This window comes from Xanthomarina sp. GH4-25 (assembly GCF_045363175.1).
Taxonomy (GTDB): domain Bacteria; phylum Bacteroidota; class Bacteroidia; order Flavobacteriales; family Flavobacteriaceae; genus Xanthomarina.
This window is the reverse complement of sequence record NZ_JBJFLO010000008.1, coordinates 110,547-126,530: the sequence shown is the minus strand read 5'-3', so window position 1 is coordinate 126,530 and position 15,984 is coordinate 110,547. Positions and strand designations below refer to the sequence as shown.

The 15,984-nt window shown below is 32.4% G+C and carries 14 protein-coding genes; 12 read left to right on the top strand and 2 right to left on the bottom strand.

Annotated features, from left to right (window positions below):
- Positions 1-224: 224 nt before the first annotated feature.
- The gene (locus ACI5KZ_RS12750) at positions 225-833 is read left to right on the top strand and encodes a hypothetical protein (RefSeq protein WP_406847832.1); all 609 of its coding nucleotides are present in this window, start codon (positions 225-227) and stop codon (positions 831-833) included.
- A 472-nt stretch (positions 834-1,305) separates the two neighbouring features.
- Positions 1,306-1,722: a hypothetical protein gene (locus ACI5KZ_RS12745; protein WP_123808431.1), complete on the top strand. Its 417-nt coding sequence runs from the start codon at positions 1,306-1,308 to the stop codon at positions 1,720-1,722.
- Here ACI5KZ_RS12745 and ACI5KZ_RS12740 read toward each other — a convergent pair.
- Together ACI5KZ_RS12740 and ACI5KZ_RS12735 are read right to left on the bottom strand one after the other, a co-directional pair.
- The gene (locus tag ACI5KZ_RS12740) at positions 1,712-2,629 is read right to left on the bottom strand and encodes a bifunctional metallophosphatase/5'-nucleotidase (RefSeq protein WP_406847831.1); all 918 of its coding nucleotides are present in this window, start codon (positions 2,627-2,629) and stop codon (positions 1,712-1,714) included. The genes ACI5KZ_RS12745 and ACI5KZ_RS12740 overlap by 11 nt on opposite strands.
- 4 nt (positions 2,630-2,633) lie before the next feature.
- A complete protein-coding gene (locus ACI5KZ_RS12735) occupies positions 2,634-3,395 on the bottom strand; it encodes a 5'-nucleotidase C-terminal domain-containing protein (protein ID WP_406847830.1) in 762 nt (253 codons plus the stop codon).
- Positions 3,396-3,467: 72 nt separating this feature from the next.
- Between ACI5KZ_RS12735 and ACI5KZ_RS12730 the strand changes: the two genes are divergently transcribed.
- From ACI5KZ_RS12730 to ACI5KZ_RS12685, 10 genes are all read left to right on the top strand, one after another.
- Positions 3,468-3,992, top strand: coding sequence for a DUF6913 domain-containing protein (locus ACI5KZ_RS12730; RefSeq protein WP_109310115.1), 525 nt, complete (start codon positions 3,468-3,470; stop codon positions 3,990-3,992).
- Positions 3,989-4,876: a 4-hydroxy-tetrahydrodipicolinate synthase gene (gene dapA / locus ACI5KZ_RS12725; protein WP_109310114.1), complete on the top strand. Its 888-nt coding sequence runs from the start codon at positions 3,989-3,991 to the stop codon at positions 4,874-4,876. Before ACI5KZ_RS12730 ends, dapA begins: the two co-directional genes overlap by 4 nt.
- A gap of 107 nt (positions 4,877-4,983) precedes the next feature.
- Complete coding sequence (locus ACI5KZ_RS12720; RefSeq protein ID WP_109310113.1) at positions 4,984-5,796, top strand: outer membrane protein assembly factor BamD; 813 nt, start codon at positions 4,984-4,986, stop codon at positions 5,794-5,796.
- A gap of 10 nt (positions 5,797-5,806) precedes the next feature.
- The gene (locus ACI5KZ_RS12715; protein WP_109310112.1) at positions 5,807-6,136 is read left to right on the top strand and encodes a DNA-directed RNA polymerase subunit omega; all 330 of its coding nucleotides are present in this window, start codon (positions 5,807-5,809) and stop codon (positions 6,134-6,136) included.
- Positions 6,137-6,141: 5 nt separating this feature from the next.
- Positions 6,142-7,350, top strand: coding sequence for a bifunctional phosphopantothenoylcysteine decarboxylase/phosphopantothenate--cysteine ligase CoaBC (coaBC, locus tag ACI5KZ_RS12710; protein ID WP_109310111.1), 1,209 nt, complete (start codon positions 6,142-6,144; stop codon positions 7,348-7,350).
- Positions 7,343-8,230, top strand: coding sequence for a DUF4835 family protein (locus ACI5KZ_RS12705; RefSeq protein ID WP_109310110.1), 888 nt, complete (start codon positions 7,343-7,345; stop codon positions 8,228-8,230). Before coaBC ends, ACI5KZ_RS12705 begins: the two co-directional genes overlap by 8 nt.
- 80 nt (positions 8,231-8,310) lie before the next feature.
- The gene (recN, locus tag ACI5KZ_RS12700) at positions 8,311-9,963 is read left to right on the top strand and encodes a DNA repair protein RecN (RefSeq protein WP_406847829.1); all 1,653 of its coding nucleotides are present in this window, start codon (positions 8,311-8,313) and stop codon (positions 9,961-9,963) included.
- A 71-nt stretch (positions 9,964-10,034) separates the two neighbouring features.
- Complete coding sequence (locus ACI5KZ_RS12695; protein ID WP_406847828.1) at positions 10,035-10,856, top strand: enoyl-ACP reductase; 822 nt, start codon at positions 10,035-10,037, stop codon at positions 10,854-10,856.
- 614 nt (positions 10,857-11,470) lie between these two features.
- Positions 11,471-13,348 carry a T9SS type A sorting domain-containing protein gene (locus ACI5KZ_RS12690; RefSeq protein WP_406847827.1) on the top strand — a complete coding sequence of 626 codons (1,878 nt, stop codon included), beginning with the start codon at positions 11,471-11,473 and terminating at the stop codon, positions 13,346-13,348.
- A gap of 336 nt (positions 13,349-13,684) precedes the next feature.
- On the top strand, positions 13,685-15,934 hold the full coding sequence (locus ACI5KZ_RS12685) for a choice-of-anchor J domain-containing protein (RefSeq protein ID WP_406847826.1): 2,250 nt from the start codon (positions 13,685-13,687) through the stop codon (positions 15,932-15,934).
- Positions 15,935-15,984 lie beyond the last annotated feature (50 nt).

The following is a 15,984-nucleotide window of genomic DNA, read 5'->3' as shown; positions in this document are numbered from 1 at the left end:
ATAAATTATTTAGAATCATTATAAATAATAGTATTTCATCGTTAAACTGCATGATATTATCGTTTAATTGTATATTTTGTATATATTTGCTTTCAAATGCTAATAAAATGATTTTAAATAAATCAAATATTTTAATTGTTTTTATAATACTGCTCTGTCTTTCTTTTACTCTTTGCGAGATTAAAGAAGAGTATTTTATTTCTAGTATTTCCAAATCTTTTATTGTGCCTTTATTTACATTATTATACTTTATTAATGTAAAAGATAAGTCGCGATATTTCTCTTGGTTTTTAATTTTATTTTCTATTTCAGAGTTATTGGTTTTCGCAGAATTTTATATAAATACCGATAAGATTTTCGACCTATATTACATGTTTGGTAATTTACTATATATAGCAGCCTATTGTTTGTTGCTACTTGAGGTTTGTAAAAGCCTTGATTTTAAAGCTGTACTTAAAAACTATAAAGCACATTTAGCAGTATTATCAATATTAAATGGATATATGGTGTATGTTTTAATAACGATTGTCAATCCATTTTTATTTAATAATTCATTTATGATTGGGATTGAGTTAATATACAATATTGTTATGTTGCTGTTGCTTTCTCTATCTCTAATTGCTTATTTTTATAACGATAATAAAAAGTCGTTAGCTCTATTTCTGGGCTCATTAAGTATTGTGTTTTCTGAAGTAATACAAATTGCTTATTTCTATATTACTGATCAAGATATCTTAAACTTTGTTTCAACAGTATTATTTGTCATGGCTTTTAGCTTTTATTATTATCATTCAAGAATTAGTTTGGAATACCGTTTTAAAGCGGCTTCTTAATTATTTTCCTCATTGTTTTATTCCCTTTAATACATTCTTCAAAAAAATATTAACAGTGTTTTCGATGAACTGCACGTTATTATCGTTGTAATTATATATATTTGTTTCAACCTACTTATGAATTACTACTGTGAAAGAATGGCTAAAAATTAGTTATAACAGAATATTTTTATGTGTTCTGTTTTTACTTATCCTAATCAACATCCTTGCTACCATTAGCGAGAGTGGACTATTGTTGCAAATTACGAAACCACTATTTGTACCTGTGTTTATTATGTACTATTTTATTAAAAATAGATACTTTAATTTCATTTTTGTGCTGTTTATGGTATTCTCTTTTATTGGTGATTTTTCATCTGTCTTTTCTTCAAGTAGTACGCTTATAAAATTTTCAAGCTTTATATATTTTTTAAGTTATTTAACTCTTATATATTATACGTTTTCTAAATTTAAACGTGTAAGGATAGACTCTGTGATAGCGCTTTACTTGCTTATTGTTGTAAGTATTAATTCGTATTTTATTTATGAATTATATGCCATCTTAAAAGTGCAAATCACAGATCCTATGGAAGTTTATTTATTTGCAGCTAAAAGCGTGTCTTTAATTGCTCTAACTTTTTTGTCGTTTGTGGTTTATTTAAACTCAGATACAAGACAATCAATTATCTTTTTTTTAATGGCTCTATGTCTTGTGTTTTCAGATGTACTTTATTATATAAGTAATTATTATATCTACAACTGGAGCTTTGTGATGTTGGATCGCGTACTGCATGTTGTAGGCTTATTCTTCCTGTTTAATTATATTATTGGAGAAAATAGAATTAAGAAAAAACAAATTGTAGTAGAAAGAATCGCTTCAGAAAGCTCATTAACGTTAACTAGACAATAATAGAAGTTCCGTTGGCAGTTTTGTTTTTTTCCGAATCGAAATAGAAATCGAGTCTTCCTAAATTAATACCATAACAACCTACTTGGTTTACGAGCACATTTTTACCTTCAACGTTTTTAGTAATTGTTGGTTTTGGTAAAAAAGTATGTGTATGTCCACCAATGATTAAGTCGATATTTTTTGTTTGTTCTGCTAGTTTTAAGTCGCTAGGTCTTTCAGGATAATTTGAATAATGATAACCTATATGCGACAAGCAAATTACTAAATCGCAATGCTCTTCATCTTTCAAGACACGACTCATATCTTGAGCTATCTCGATAGGATCCAAATATTTGGTCTCTTTATAGAGATCTTTTAAAACCAAACCATTCAATTTAATACCAACTCCAAAGACACCAATTTTTATTCCGTCTTTAATAAATACCTTGTATGGTTTGACATGGGTATCCATAATGGTGTTCGAAAAATCGTAATTTGACGAGAGAAAATCAAAATTAGCATGAGGTAATTGTGCATACAAACCATCGATACCATTGTCGAAATCATGATTTCCAATAGTTGCAGCATCGTATTTTAACTTACTCATAAGTTTAAATTCCAATTCTCCTCCATAATAATTAAAGTAAGGAGTCCCTTGAAAAATATCTCCAGCATCCAATAATAGGGTGTTAGGATTCTCGTTTCTTATTGCCTGCACCAAACTAGCTCTTCTTGCTACACCACCTTTATTAGGGTTTCTACCATCTTCAGGCCCAAATGGATCTATATGGCTGTGAACATCGTTTGTATGTAATATTGTTATATGTTTATTTTTAGCAGCTGAAGTAAACGAGGGTAACGTTAGGCCTCCAATAGTTATTAATGCTGTAGTTGCTGTTGTTTGCTGAATAAAATCTCTTCTTTTCATGAGCTTATTTTTTTAATCGAATAAACCTATTGTCAATAACAGGATTAATGGTGTCTTTTTTATTAAAGTAGTCTAAAAAGGCATTTCTTATTTTATAATTTAAAATAAACAAGCTATCACTTGGTTGAAAGAAATTCATGCTATCTCCTCCATTGTAGAGGTAATCGTTTGTAGCTACATAATATACTTTAGATGTGTCTATAGGTTTATTATTAATGGTAGCATTCACAAGATGATAGTTGTTGTCAACCACGACGTTTAACTTTGAGATTGGATGAGCTCTTTTGCCTTCTACTAAATAATTAACTAACTCATTTACTTGTTTCCCGTTAATAGCAGCAACTACAACGCTATTTTCAAATGGCATGATTTCGTAAGCCGTTCTAGTAGTGATATCGCCTTTAGAAATAATAGATCGAATACCACCATGATTAACTAGAACCATATCGATATCTTTTCCAGTTCGTGCTTTAAAAACGGGGTTCGATTGTTCAAAAATCACATCTGCAAAGAGATTTCCAATGGCTGTATTCAATTCACCATCACTTTTAGAGTACGTATTTACAGCATAGCAAATAACGCTATCTAAATTTTTATTAATATGTTCTCTATAAGGTTTCACAAATGCTTCAATACTAGCGTCGGTTTCTAAACTGTCTGTAATGGCAATTTGTTTGCCTTCAATTCTTGTTAGGCGTTGTGTTTCCTGTTTGCAAGAAAATATAAAGAAGATAATTGTTAGTGCGAAAAACGGTTTAAAATTCATGACGAAACATCTGAGTTTAACTAATTTTTTGTGTGTACTTTTACTACCTTTGTAACAAAGTATAAAGATATAATGATTTTAAAGGGTTTAAAAGAAAAATCTATTAAAAAGAATTTAAACACCATTTTAAAAAATAGGGGAGAACATTTTAACACCAATAAAATTGAAAGTTTAGGGATTATATTAAATGCAGATGAAACTAATGATTTCGAATCTATTAAAACCATTGCACAGTCAATTAATCTAAGACCCAATAAATTAAAAATTATTGCGTTTACAGAGTCTAAAAAAGAGGTGACTTATTCTTGGAACGACTGCTTTAACCCGAAAGATTTCACCTGGAATGGCAAGGTTAACAACATTGAATTGCAAACGTTTTTAGACACAAAATTTGATTTGTTAATTAGTTATTATTCAAAAGATGTTTTAGAGTTAAAGTATTTAACAACTGCTTCTAAAGCCCAATTTAAGGTTGGGATTTTTCAAGAAGATAAACGGATTAACGACCTAATAATAAAAACAGAATTTAAAAATATTGAAGCTTTTAAAACTGAATTAAAAAAATACTTGAGTGTATTAAATAAATTAAACACATGAGAAATAAATTAACTGGTATGGGTATTGCTATAGTAACTCCCTTTAATACCGATTTAAGTGTAGACCATGAAGCACTTTCGAAACTTGTAAATTACAATATCGAAAACGGAACCGACTATATAGTTATTAGTGGTACGACTGGAGAAAGTGTTACTATAACCAAACAGGAAAAAAAGGAAATTATAACCACTATTATTAAAGCCAATAACAATCGAGTGCCATTGGTTTTAGGAATTGGAGGGAATAATACAGCAGATGTTATTGAAGAAATAAAAACGACTGATTTTAATTATATTTCAGCCATCCTATCGGTGTCTCCAGCATATAGTAAACCAACACAAGAAGGCATTTATCAGCATTTTAAAACTATTTCTTTAGCATCTCCAGTTCCTATTATCCTGTATAACGTTCCTGGTAGAACTTCATCTAACATGCTGCCTGAAACGGTTATTAGATTAGCTACAGACTTCAAAAATATTATCGCTATTAAAGAAGCAGCTGGAAGCATGCCTCAATATTTTCAATTAATAAAGAATAAGCCACAAGATTTTTTAGTGATTTCAGGAGACGATGATCTTGCTTTGCCAGTTGTTCTAGCTGGGGGAGCCGGAGTTATTTCTGTTATTGGACAAGCCTTTCCAAAACAATTTTCAAACATGATTCATTTAGGGTTAGAAGGAAATGCTAAAGAGGCTTTTAAGCTTCATTATGAGTTATTAGACATGATTGGGCTTATTTTTTCTGAGAATAATCCAGCAGGAATTAAAACGGTTTTAGATAAAATAAATCTATGTAACGACACTGTAAGATTACCACTTGTTGTTGCTACAGATTCCTTGAAAACTAAGATCGGTAATTTTGTGAATAACTTTCAAAAAAGTTAAATAATACTTAATCCTTGTATAATGCGTATTGAAGCAATTATTTTAGCTGAATAAAATATTTTTAAAATCCATATTAATAGCTTAATTTTGCATCCTGTTTAAAAATTATGAAGAAACTTTTTTATTTATTTATAACTTTCACTGTATTAAGTTCTTGTAGTCAATATCAGAAGGCCTTGAAAAAGCCCGATGTTAGTGAGAAATTTAGAGTTGGTATGGAGCTGTATGATGATGGTAAATTTGATAAAGCAAATAAGCTTTTTGCTCAAATTGTTCCTAATTATAGAGGGAAACCTCAAGCTGAAAAATTGATGTTTCTATATGCGAACACCTATTTTGAAATGAAAGAATATTATTTGGCTAGTTATCAATTTGAGAGATTTGTATCGTCTTATCCTCAAAGTGAAAAAGTTGAAGAAGCAGCCTTTCTAAGTGGAAAAAGTGCATACATGCTTTCTCCGGTTTTTTCTAAAGATCAAATAGAAACAAAAGATGCTTTAGAAAAATTGCAAACCTTTATCAATCTATTTCCAGAATCAGAATTTTTGCCTCAAGCAAATGAGTTAGTAAAGGAATTAGATTATAAATTAGAAACAAAAGCTTTCGAAATTGCTAAACAATACAATAAAATTGCTGGATATACTGGAGATTACACAGCACCAATTAAAGCATTGGATAACTTTATTTTAGATTTCCCAGGATCCACGTATAGAGAAGAAGCCTTTTTTCTTAAATTAGATTCTGCCTATAAAATGGCAATGAATAGTGTAGAAGTTAAAAGAGAAGAACGTTTAAAAAAGGTAGAATTGCATTATAATAACTATAAGAAGAGTTATAGCGATTCTAAACGAATGGAAGATGCAGATGAAATGGTAGAAAATGCCATTAAAGAATTAGAAAAATATAGAACTAAAAGCTAAATACAATAAAATGGATTTAAAAAAAATCAAAGCTCCTGTTAATACAATTACCTATGATAGAAATAAAGTAGATGCTGAAACGCAAAATATCTACGAGTCTATCTCTATTATATCTAGGAGAGCTGAACAGATTAATTCTGAAATTAAAAAAGAATTAATTGAAAAGCTTGAAGAATTCGCTACTTTTAACGATAGTTTAGAAGAAATTTTTGAGAACAAAGAGCAAATTGAAGTTTCTAAATTTTATGAAAAACTACCTAAACCTCATGCATTAGCAGTTCAGGAATGGTTAGATGGTAAAATTTATTACAGAAACACAGAAGACGATATACAAGAATAAATTATATGTCAATATTAAGCGGCAAAAACATACTTTTAGGCATTAGTGCTGGTATTGCTGCTTATAAAACAGCAACATTGGTCCGGCTTTTTATTAAAGCCGGAGCCCATGTAAAAGTTGTTATGACTCCTTCAGCAAAAGATTTTGTTACCCCTTTAACATTATCGACTTTATCAAAACATCCTGTACACACTACTTTTGTAGACAATGCAGATGAAGATCTGTGGAATAATCATGTAGAATTAGGACTATGGGCAGATTTCTTTATTGTTGCTCCAGCTACAGCTAACACCTTGTCTAAAATGGCAAATGGGGTTTGCGATAATTTACTTCTAGCAACATACTTATCCGCAAAATGTCCTGTTTATTTTGCTCCAGCTATGGATTTGGACATGTATAAACACCCAACCACAAAACAATCTTTCGAAAAACTTAAAAGCTTTGGGAATAGTATTATTCCAGCAACAAGTGGCGAATTAGCAAGTGGATTGGTAGGCGAAGGAAGAATGGCAGAACCTGAAGATATCGTTACTTTTATTGAGAATGATATTCTAGATAAATTACCACTTCGTGGAAATAAAGTTTTAATTACTGCAGGCCCAACATACGAAGCCCTAGATCCGGTTCGTTTTATAGGAAATCATTCTAGTGGAAAAATGGGTTTTGAAATTGCTAAAGCTTCAGCAAATCTCGGAGCCGAAGTATATTTAATTACAGGGCCAACTAACCAGACTTTAAAACATAGTTTAATAAATGTCATTTCAGTAACCTCTGCAGAGGAGATGTATCAAGAAGCGCATAAATATTTTAATCAAACAAATATCGCTATTTTAGCAGCAGCTGTTGCAGATTACAGACCCAAACAAGTTGCCAGTCAGAAAATAAAAAAGAACGATAAGACGTTAGTATTAGAACTAGAGAAAACAAAAGATATTTTAGCTTCGTTAGGAGATATCAAATCAAATCAAATTTTAGTTGGTTTTGCACTTGAAACAGAAAATGAACTTGAAAATGCAAAAGCAAAATTAAAAAAGAAGAATTTAAATTTAATTGTATTAAATTCGTTGAAAGATAAAGGAGCTGGATTTAAAACAGAAACCAATAAAGTAACCATTATCGACAATAAAAATAAGGTTACCGAATACCAATTAAAGTCTAAAGCAGAGGTCGCTAATGACCTTTTAAAAGAAATTATAAAACAATTAGATGCGTAAAATTCTATTAATTTTAATGTTGAGTTTTTGTGTTTCTGCATTCACGCAAGAATTAAATTGTAATGTGGTGATAAATGCAGAACAAACTGGAAACCCTAATTTGCCTGTATTTAAAACGTTAGAAAAACAAATACGAGAATTTGTAAATAACACCAAATGGACCAATAAAGAATTTACAAATAAAGAACGTATAGAATGTTCTATTTATATAAACATTACCGAATACGCAAGCGATGTCTTTAATGGAACCATTCAAGTGCAGTCTTCAAGACCAGTTTATGGGTCGTCTTACACAACTCCAGTTCATAACTTAAACGATAAAGATTTTTCGTTTAGATATTTAGAATTTCAAAACATGGTTTACAACCCTAATCAGTTTGAATCTAATTTAATTTCGGTTTTGGCTTTTCATGTGTATATGGTTATAGGTATTGATGCAGATACATTTTCACTAAAAGGAGGAGATACGTATTTTAATCAAGCTCAAGTTATCTTAAACTATTCTCAAGGTGAAAACACAAAAGGATGGAAATTAAGTGATGGAACACAGAACAGATATGCTTTAATAGATAACATGTTGTCTCCAACTTTTGAAGACTATAGAACAGTTATGTATAATTACCATAGAAATGGTTTAGACTTGATGTCTCAAGATCAAAAAGAAGCAAAATCTAACATTGCTGATGCTATAATTAGTCTTGAGAAAATGAATAGAGTTAGACCAAATTCTTACATATTAAGAACGTTTTTCGATGCTAAAGCAGACGAAATACAAGATATCTTCAGTGCTGGTCCAAATGTAGAAATAACAAAATTAGTATCTGCCCTTGGAAATATTGCTCCAATGTATTCTAGTCAATGGAGAAATATTAAATACTAATATTCCAGTAACATATTTTGAAGCTTTTAATATATCTTTTCTGAATATTAATTACCTTTAACTAAATTCTTAATAGAAAATTGATCACATCTCTATCCATAAAAAATTATGCGTTAATAGATAACTTACAGGTTAACTTTAATCAAGGGTTTTCTATTATTACTGGCGAAACTGGCGCAGGAAAATCTATTTTACTTGGAGGATTATCTCTAATTTTAGGTAAAAGAGCAGACTTATCAAGCATCAAAGATGTTACTAAAAAATGCATAATTGAAGCTGTTTTCGATGTCACAAATTACAATTTAAAAAACTTGTTTGACTTCAACGATTTAGACTACGAACCACAAACCATTATTCGTAGAGAAATATTGCCTTCAGGAAAATCTAGAGCTTTTGTAAACGATTCTCCAGTGAATTTAAATAGCCTTCAAGTTTTAGGCGAACAATTAATAGATATTCATTCGCAACACCAAACACTTCAATTAACAGACGATGTTTTTCAATTTGAAATAATTGACGCATTAGCAAATAATAGAACTGTATTAAACACCTATTCTCAGCAGCTAAAACAGTTTAAAACCATTCAAAAAGAATTGGAAGAGTTGTTATTGTTTAAAGCCGAAGCTATTAAAGAATACGATTATCACTCTTTTCTGTTAAACGAATTAAACGAGTCTAATCTTATTGAAGACGAATTAGAAACCCTAGAAGAAGACTACGAAACCTTAAATAATATTGAAGAAATTAGAGACTCTTTATTAAGTTCTAATCAGTTATTTAACGACGATGAAATTGGATTGCTTTCAATTTTAACCACTTTAAAAAGTAATTTTAAAAGCATTAGTGGTTATTCTAAGGCATATGAGAATTTATTTCATAGAATAGAAAGTAGTTTTATAGAACTAGACGATGTATTTTCTGAAATAGAAACCCTTCAGGAAAACTTAGATGCAGATCCTGAAAGATTGGAACAGGTAAATACCAAGTTACAAATATTAAACAACTTGTTTAAAAAACATTTGGTGAGTTCAGTTCCTGAGTTAATTCAAATTAAAGAGTCATTAACATTAAAAGTGTCTGAAACTGAGAATTTAGACGAAACCATTCAAAAGAAAGAAAAAGAACTCCTTGAAATAGAAACCACTTTAAATAAGACAGCCAAATCAATTCATAAAAACCGAAAGAAGGCCATTCCGGACTTGACCAAGCAATTAGAAATTATCCTGAAGGATTTAGGCATGCCAAATGCCAAATTTAATATAGTCTTACAGGATTCTAAAACGTTTTACAACAATGGTAAAGACGATTTGTCTTTTATGTTTTCAGCCAATAAAGGAGGACAGTTTAACGAGCTTAAAAAAGCAGCATCAGGAGGAGAGTTATCTAGAATCATGCTGGCAATTAAATCAATATTATCAAAGTATAAGCAATTACCAACCATCATGTTCGATGAAATAGACTCAGGTGTTTCTGGTGAAATTTCGAATAAAATGGGGCAAATCATGCTACAAATGAGTCATACCATGCAGGTTTTTGCTATTACACATATTCCTCAAATTGCTGCAAAAGGGCATACACACTTTAAAGTTTATAAAGAAGATGTAGATAATTTAACCGTAACAAATTTAAAAAAACTAAATCACGACGAACGTTTGGTAGAGATAGCACAAATGCTTGGAGGTATAGAAATTTCAAATTCAGCATTGGCACATGCTAAACAATTATTGAATTAATACTATATTTGTTCTTTAAACCAACTAACAATATCATCAACGTCCATTAACTGACGACTAAATTTTATAATATGTCATATAACTTATTAAAAGGAAAAAGAGGAATAATTTTTGGAGCATTAGACGAAAATTCTATCGCTTGGAAAACAGCCGAACGTGTTCACGAAGAAGGTGGAACTTTTGTTTTAACTAATGCACCTGTGGCATTACGTATGGGGCAAATTAATGCTTTGGCTGAAAAAACGGGGTCACAAATTATTCCTGCAGATGCTACTTCTTTAGAAGATTTAGAAAATCTGGTTGAAAAATCAGTTGAGATTTTAGGCGGAAAATTAGATTTTGTATTGCATTCCATAGGAATGTCTATTAATGTAAGAAAAGGAAATGCTTATACCAATCAAAATTACGATTGGACTCAAAAAGGAACAGATATATCAGCCATGTCTTTTCATAAAGTCATGCAAACTCTATATAAAAAAGACGCCATGAATACTTGGGGAAGCATTGTGGCATTAACGTATATGGCAGCCCAACGTGTGTTTCCTGATTATAATGATATGGCAGATAATAAAGCTTATTTAGAAAGTATCGCACGTAGTTTTGGATATTTCTTCGGGAAAGACAAAACCGTTCGCGTGAACACCATTTCACAATCGCCAACACCTACAACAGCTGGTTCTGGTGTAAAAGGCTTTGACGGATTTATTGCCTATGCAGATAAAATGTCTCCTTTAGGAAATGCCACAGCTTTGGATTGTGCCAATTATACGGTTGCCATGTTTAGCGATCTTACCAAAATGGTAACCTTACAAAACCTATTCCACGATGGTGGCTTTAGCAATGTAGGTGTGAGCAACGAGGTTATGGAGGCGTTTATTAAAGGAAGCGAATAAGGCTTATGCAAGCCATAAAATAAGTTTATAAAAAGAGTCATATTATATTTGACTCTTTTTTTTTTTTTTTAATCATACGTGTAGCCATTACAAACGGTCTAAAGTGTTACTAAAATGCCAATGTAATGCTGTCATGTAATGTATTGGAATCTTTTTAAAACCTGTAAAGTTATTTTGTGTTCGGTCAGGTCCGTAGATGGTCCGTAGATGGTCCGTACATAGTCCGTATAAAGTCCGTATAAAGTTTCACCTACCTATATAATTAAGAAAGGCACCAAACTTTTAGGGATTCGAGAAAGCATAATAGGTACCTCCCTTATAACCCTATATACATAAATACTTTCCTAGTAGCTCTCGAACTAACTCAATAACTTTTCCATAGATGCTCCATAGATACTCCATAGATACTCCATAGATACTCCATGGATAGTGTATGGATGCCAGCGTTTTTTCTTACAAAATATTAGGAGTCTATTCAAAACTTATTAGATTTCATATATCTGAGTATTTCAACTTAAAAATATTACACTTTATCGATTTATCTGAATTAACACTTCGTTAACTAATTATTATCAATATTTTTAGATTCTAATCAATAAATTAATTAATTAATTATGAAAAAAATTACATTTTTATTATTTGCAATGGTTGCCTTTACATGGCAAGCAAATGCTCAAAATTCTACATGCGCAACTGCTGCTCCCTTAACAATTGGTGGTACTGCATGTGCAGGAACTTCTGGTGGAGCAAATTCAGGAGACCCAACAGGAAATGACGACACAGACGGAAATGTTTGTTCTTCAAGTTACTCAGGAGGTGATGATTTTATTTTTGAATATACTGCAACTACAACAGATGCTTTAAAGTTAGATCTTTTTGCAACAAACACATGGACAGGAATAATGGTTACAGAAGGTTGTCCAACAACTGGAACCTGTTTTGCAAGTGCTACTAGTTCTTCCATAAATGAATCTTTGACAACTCCTGCAATGACCATAGGAGCAACTTATTACATCCATGTATCAACTTACCCTTCTCCTCAAAGTCCAGGTCAGTTTTGTATAGATGCTACTTTAGAAACACCAGCAACACCACCAGCAAACGATGATTGTTCTGGAGCTATAGGCTTAACTGTAAATGCTGATTATGCATGTGGTACAGTAACAGCAGGAACAACTGTTGGTGCTACTGCTTCTTCTCAAGCAGACGATGTAACTGGAACACCTAATAATGATGTTTGGTATTCTTTTGTTGCAACTTCAACAGATCATAGAATTTCATTACTAAATATAGTAAATGAAGCTGGTGGAGATACGAGTGTTGATATGGGAATTGGTGTTTATGATGCCACTGGCGGATGTGCTGGTTTGGTATTCTTTGATGACAGTGATCCGGAAACACTTGATCTTACTGGATTATCAGTTGGAGTAGAATATTATGTAAGAGTGTATGGTTGGTACTCTGCACTTTCATATAACAGTTTTGATGTTTGTGTGGGTACACCAGTTTGTACAGCTGCAACAGCTACAATTCCTGCAGATCCTATCGATAATGCAAATTGCCCTACAACTGTAGATGTTTCAATATCTATTGATGATTTAGGTGATTCTGGGACATTAACGATATATGCTGAAGATGACTTAGGTAACCCAGCAGGAACTGGTGGTACTGTAAGTGCAACTGGAATATTTACAATTACAGATGTGCCAGTTCCACAAACAAGTTGGACTATATTTATAGCACACGAATCAAATGCTACATGTGATACTGAGTTAGGACCTTTCTTCTTAAACTGTCCACCTGCAAATGATGATGCGTGTAATGCTGAGGCATTGACAATGGATGCAGCACCAGTAACAGGAAATAATGGATATTCTACTTTCGAAGCGAATGAAGTTCCTGGATCATGTTTTACTTCTACTGCTAACTCAAATTCAGTTTGGTATTCATTTGTAGCTCCTGCTTCAGGAGAAGTACAGATTTCTACTGATTTTGTTACTCCATTGGATGATACACAGATTGCTTTATATTCAATAACCGATTGTAACGATTTACTAACTGCAACTCAAATATCTTGTGACGAAGATGGTGGTACTACTGGAAGCGGATGGAATTCGATTATTAATACAACAGACGATGCAACACCATTAACACCTGGTAGCATGTATTATATTCAAGTTGATGCATATGGTAATAAAGCGGGAGAATTTAATATTGAAGTTATTACTTTAGCTCCTTTATCGACTACAGATTTTAATATCGATTCAGCTTTTACTTACTATCCAAACCCGGTAAATAATAGCTTAACGTTAAATGCACAAAAAGACATTCAAAATGTAGCTGTTTACAACATGTTAGGTCAAGAAGTACTACGTACTGCTCCAAACACTGTTAATAGCGAAGTAGATATGTCAAACCTTCAGCCAGGTGCTTACTTTGTAAAAGTAACTGTTGAAAATGCGACTAAAACAATTAAAGTGATTAAGAAATAATTTAACACTTTTATATATCTTAAAAAAGCCACTCAAATAGAGTGGCTTTTTTTTATTTATAATTTTCATTGTTTATAGATGTATTTTATTAATTAAATGAAGATTTTCAGAATTACAAATCACTTTAATAATTGCCTCCATTTTTATTTAATATTCCAGATTGAAGATGATTTTATTATTTTGAATTATTAAAAGGGGTATTTTTTTAATATACAGTATTGGCGCAAGCATTTAGTCGCAATAAAACACATTTAATCGATTAGTTAATGTTTAGTCAAATTATAAAGACAATTATCAATATTTTTAAGATAATTAACTAAATTAAAATTAATTAACATGAAAAAAATTACATTTTTGTTATTTGCATGTGTTGCCTTTTGTTGGCAGGCTAATGCACAATTAACCGAGGATTTTGAAAACACTCCTTTAGCAGGATGGACTTTATTGCAAACAGAAGCTGATGATCCAGGTTTTGTTCAAACAACGGCTCGAGCTAATTCTGGAGCCGCTTCATTTTATCATAACGATGATAATATTACAGTAGAATCAACTTCTTGGATGATTTCTCCTGCTTATACAGTACTTGCTGGAGAACAGTTGTCTTATTTTTACAATCAGACTTACCCTACATATGCTGTTGAATCTGGAGTATGGATTTCTACGACATCTGGAGACCCTATTGCTAACCCAGGTGATTTTACAGAAATTTATGATTTGGACGCAAATTTTTCTAATGAGGCTTGGACATTAAATACACATGACCTAACTACTTATGTGGGAGAAACAGTTTATGTTGCATTTAAGTATGTTGGCGATTGGGCAGATGAGTTATATATAGATGATTTTGCTATAGCTCCACCATCTGCTGCTCCAGAATGTGCAACAACTCCGTTTCCAGGAGATGTGACAACAGATGTAGCAACAGGAGATGTAACATTTACCTGGGTTGCGCCAACAAGTGGTCCAACACCAACAAGTTATAATCTCTTTGCTGGAACCATGGCAGATTATTCAGATCAAGCTTTAGTAGGTAATTTTACAACCGAAAGTGCTTTAATTACTATTACAGGTTATGACACTACTTTTTATTGGCAAATAGTTCCTGTAAACGGAACTGCTGTAGCCACTGGATGCCCTTATTGGAGCTTTACTACAGAATCTGCTCCACCACCTCCAGCAAATGATACTTGTGCAACAGCTGAGGTTATTACAGTAGGTGAAGGCATGTGTGGACCAACTGTTACAGGTTCAAATGTTAATGCTACCGATTCAGGAGAAGCTGCTCCATCGTATGGTTACTATTCTGGTGGAGATATTTGGTATCAATTTGTGGTTCCAGCTGGAAGCACACAGGTAAATGTAGAAATTGAATCTTCTGCATTTTCTACTACAATCCTAGCCGTATATAATACAACTATGGCCTGTGGTTCTTTAGTTGAAGAATATTCTGTTAATGCATATGCAGGTAGTAATATTGCAGTTACAGGTTTAACAGCAGGAGATACTTACTTGTTACGTATGTACGATTGGACTAATGATGATTTTGGTGATGTGGTATTTTGTTTAAGTACACCTCCATCTTGTTTAGTGCCTACAGGATTAAATGTTAGTAATATTACAGAGACTTCGGCAGACCTTGGATGGACTGAAGCAGGAACGGCTACTACTTGGAATGTTGAGTGGGGAGCAGCAACTTTCACACAAGGAACAGGTACCATGATTACTGGTACGACAAATAATCCAGAATCATTAAACCCTTTAACGCCATCAACAGCTTATGAATTTTATGTGCAAGCAGATTGTGGTGGTGGTGATTTAAGTGCTTGGGCTGGACCTTTTGCTTTTACAACAAATGGACCACCTCCAGCAAATGACGATTGTGCTGGAGCAGAAAACATTGTTCCATCTCCAACTTCAGCTATAGTTTGGTCTACAGGAACAACTGCTAATAATACTGCTTCAGGTGAGGTGTCAGATGCAGATATTTCTTGTATAAGTTCTTATTCATTTGGTAATGGTAGAGATATTTGGTACACAGTAGAAGTGCCTGCAGCTGGTGATATTACTATTGAAACAAGATCTGTTTCAGGCTCTCCAATGTTAGATACCGAGGTGGTTGTATTCTCAGGTACCTGTGGTGCTTTTGTAGGCACAGAAGTAGGATGTGACACAGATGGTAGTCCTGATGGATATTTCTCTATAGTTACTTTAACAGGACAAACTCCTGGAGCTATACTTTATGTTAGAGTAAATGAATATGCAACTTCCGCAACTAGTGGAGCTCAAGATGGTATTTTTGAAATTGCAGCTCATGCTACAGATCCAACTTTATTATCTATACAAGATTTTAATATCGATTCAGCTTTTACTTACTATCCAAACCCGGTAAATAATAGCTTAACGTTAAATGCACAAAAAGACATTCAAAATGTAGCTATTTACAACATGTTAGGTCAAGAAGTACTACGTACTGCTCCAAACACTGTTAATAGCGAAGTGGATATGTCAAACCTTCAGCCAGGTGCTTACTTTGTAAATGTAACTGTCGAGAATGCGACTAAAACTATTAAAGTGATTAAGAAATAATTTAACACTTTTATATATCTTAAAAAGCCACTCAAATAGAGTGGCTTTTT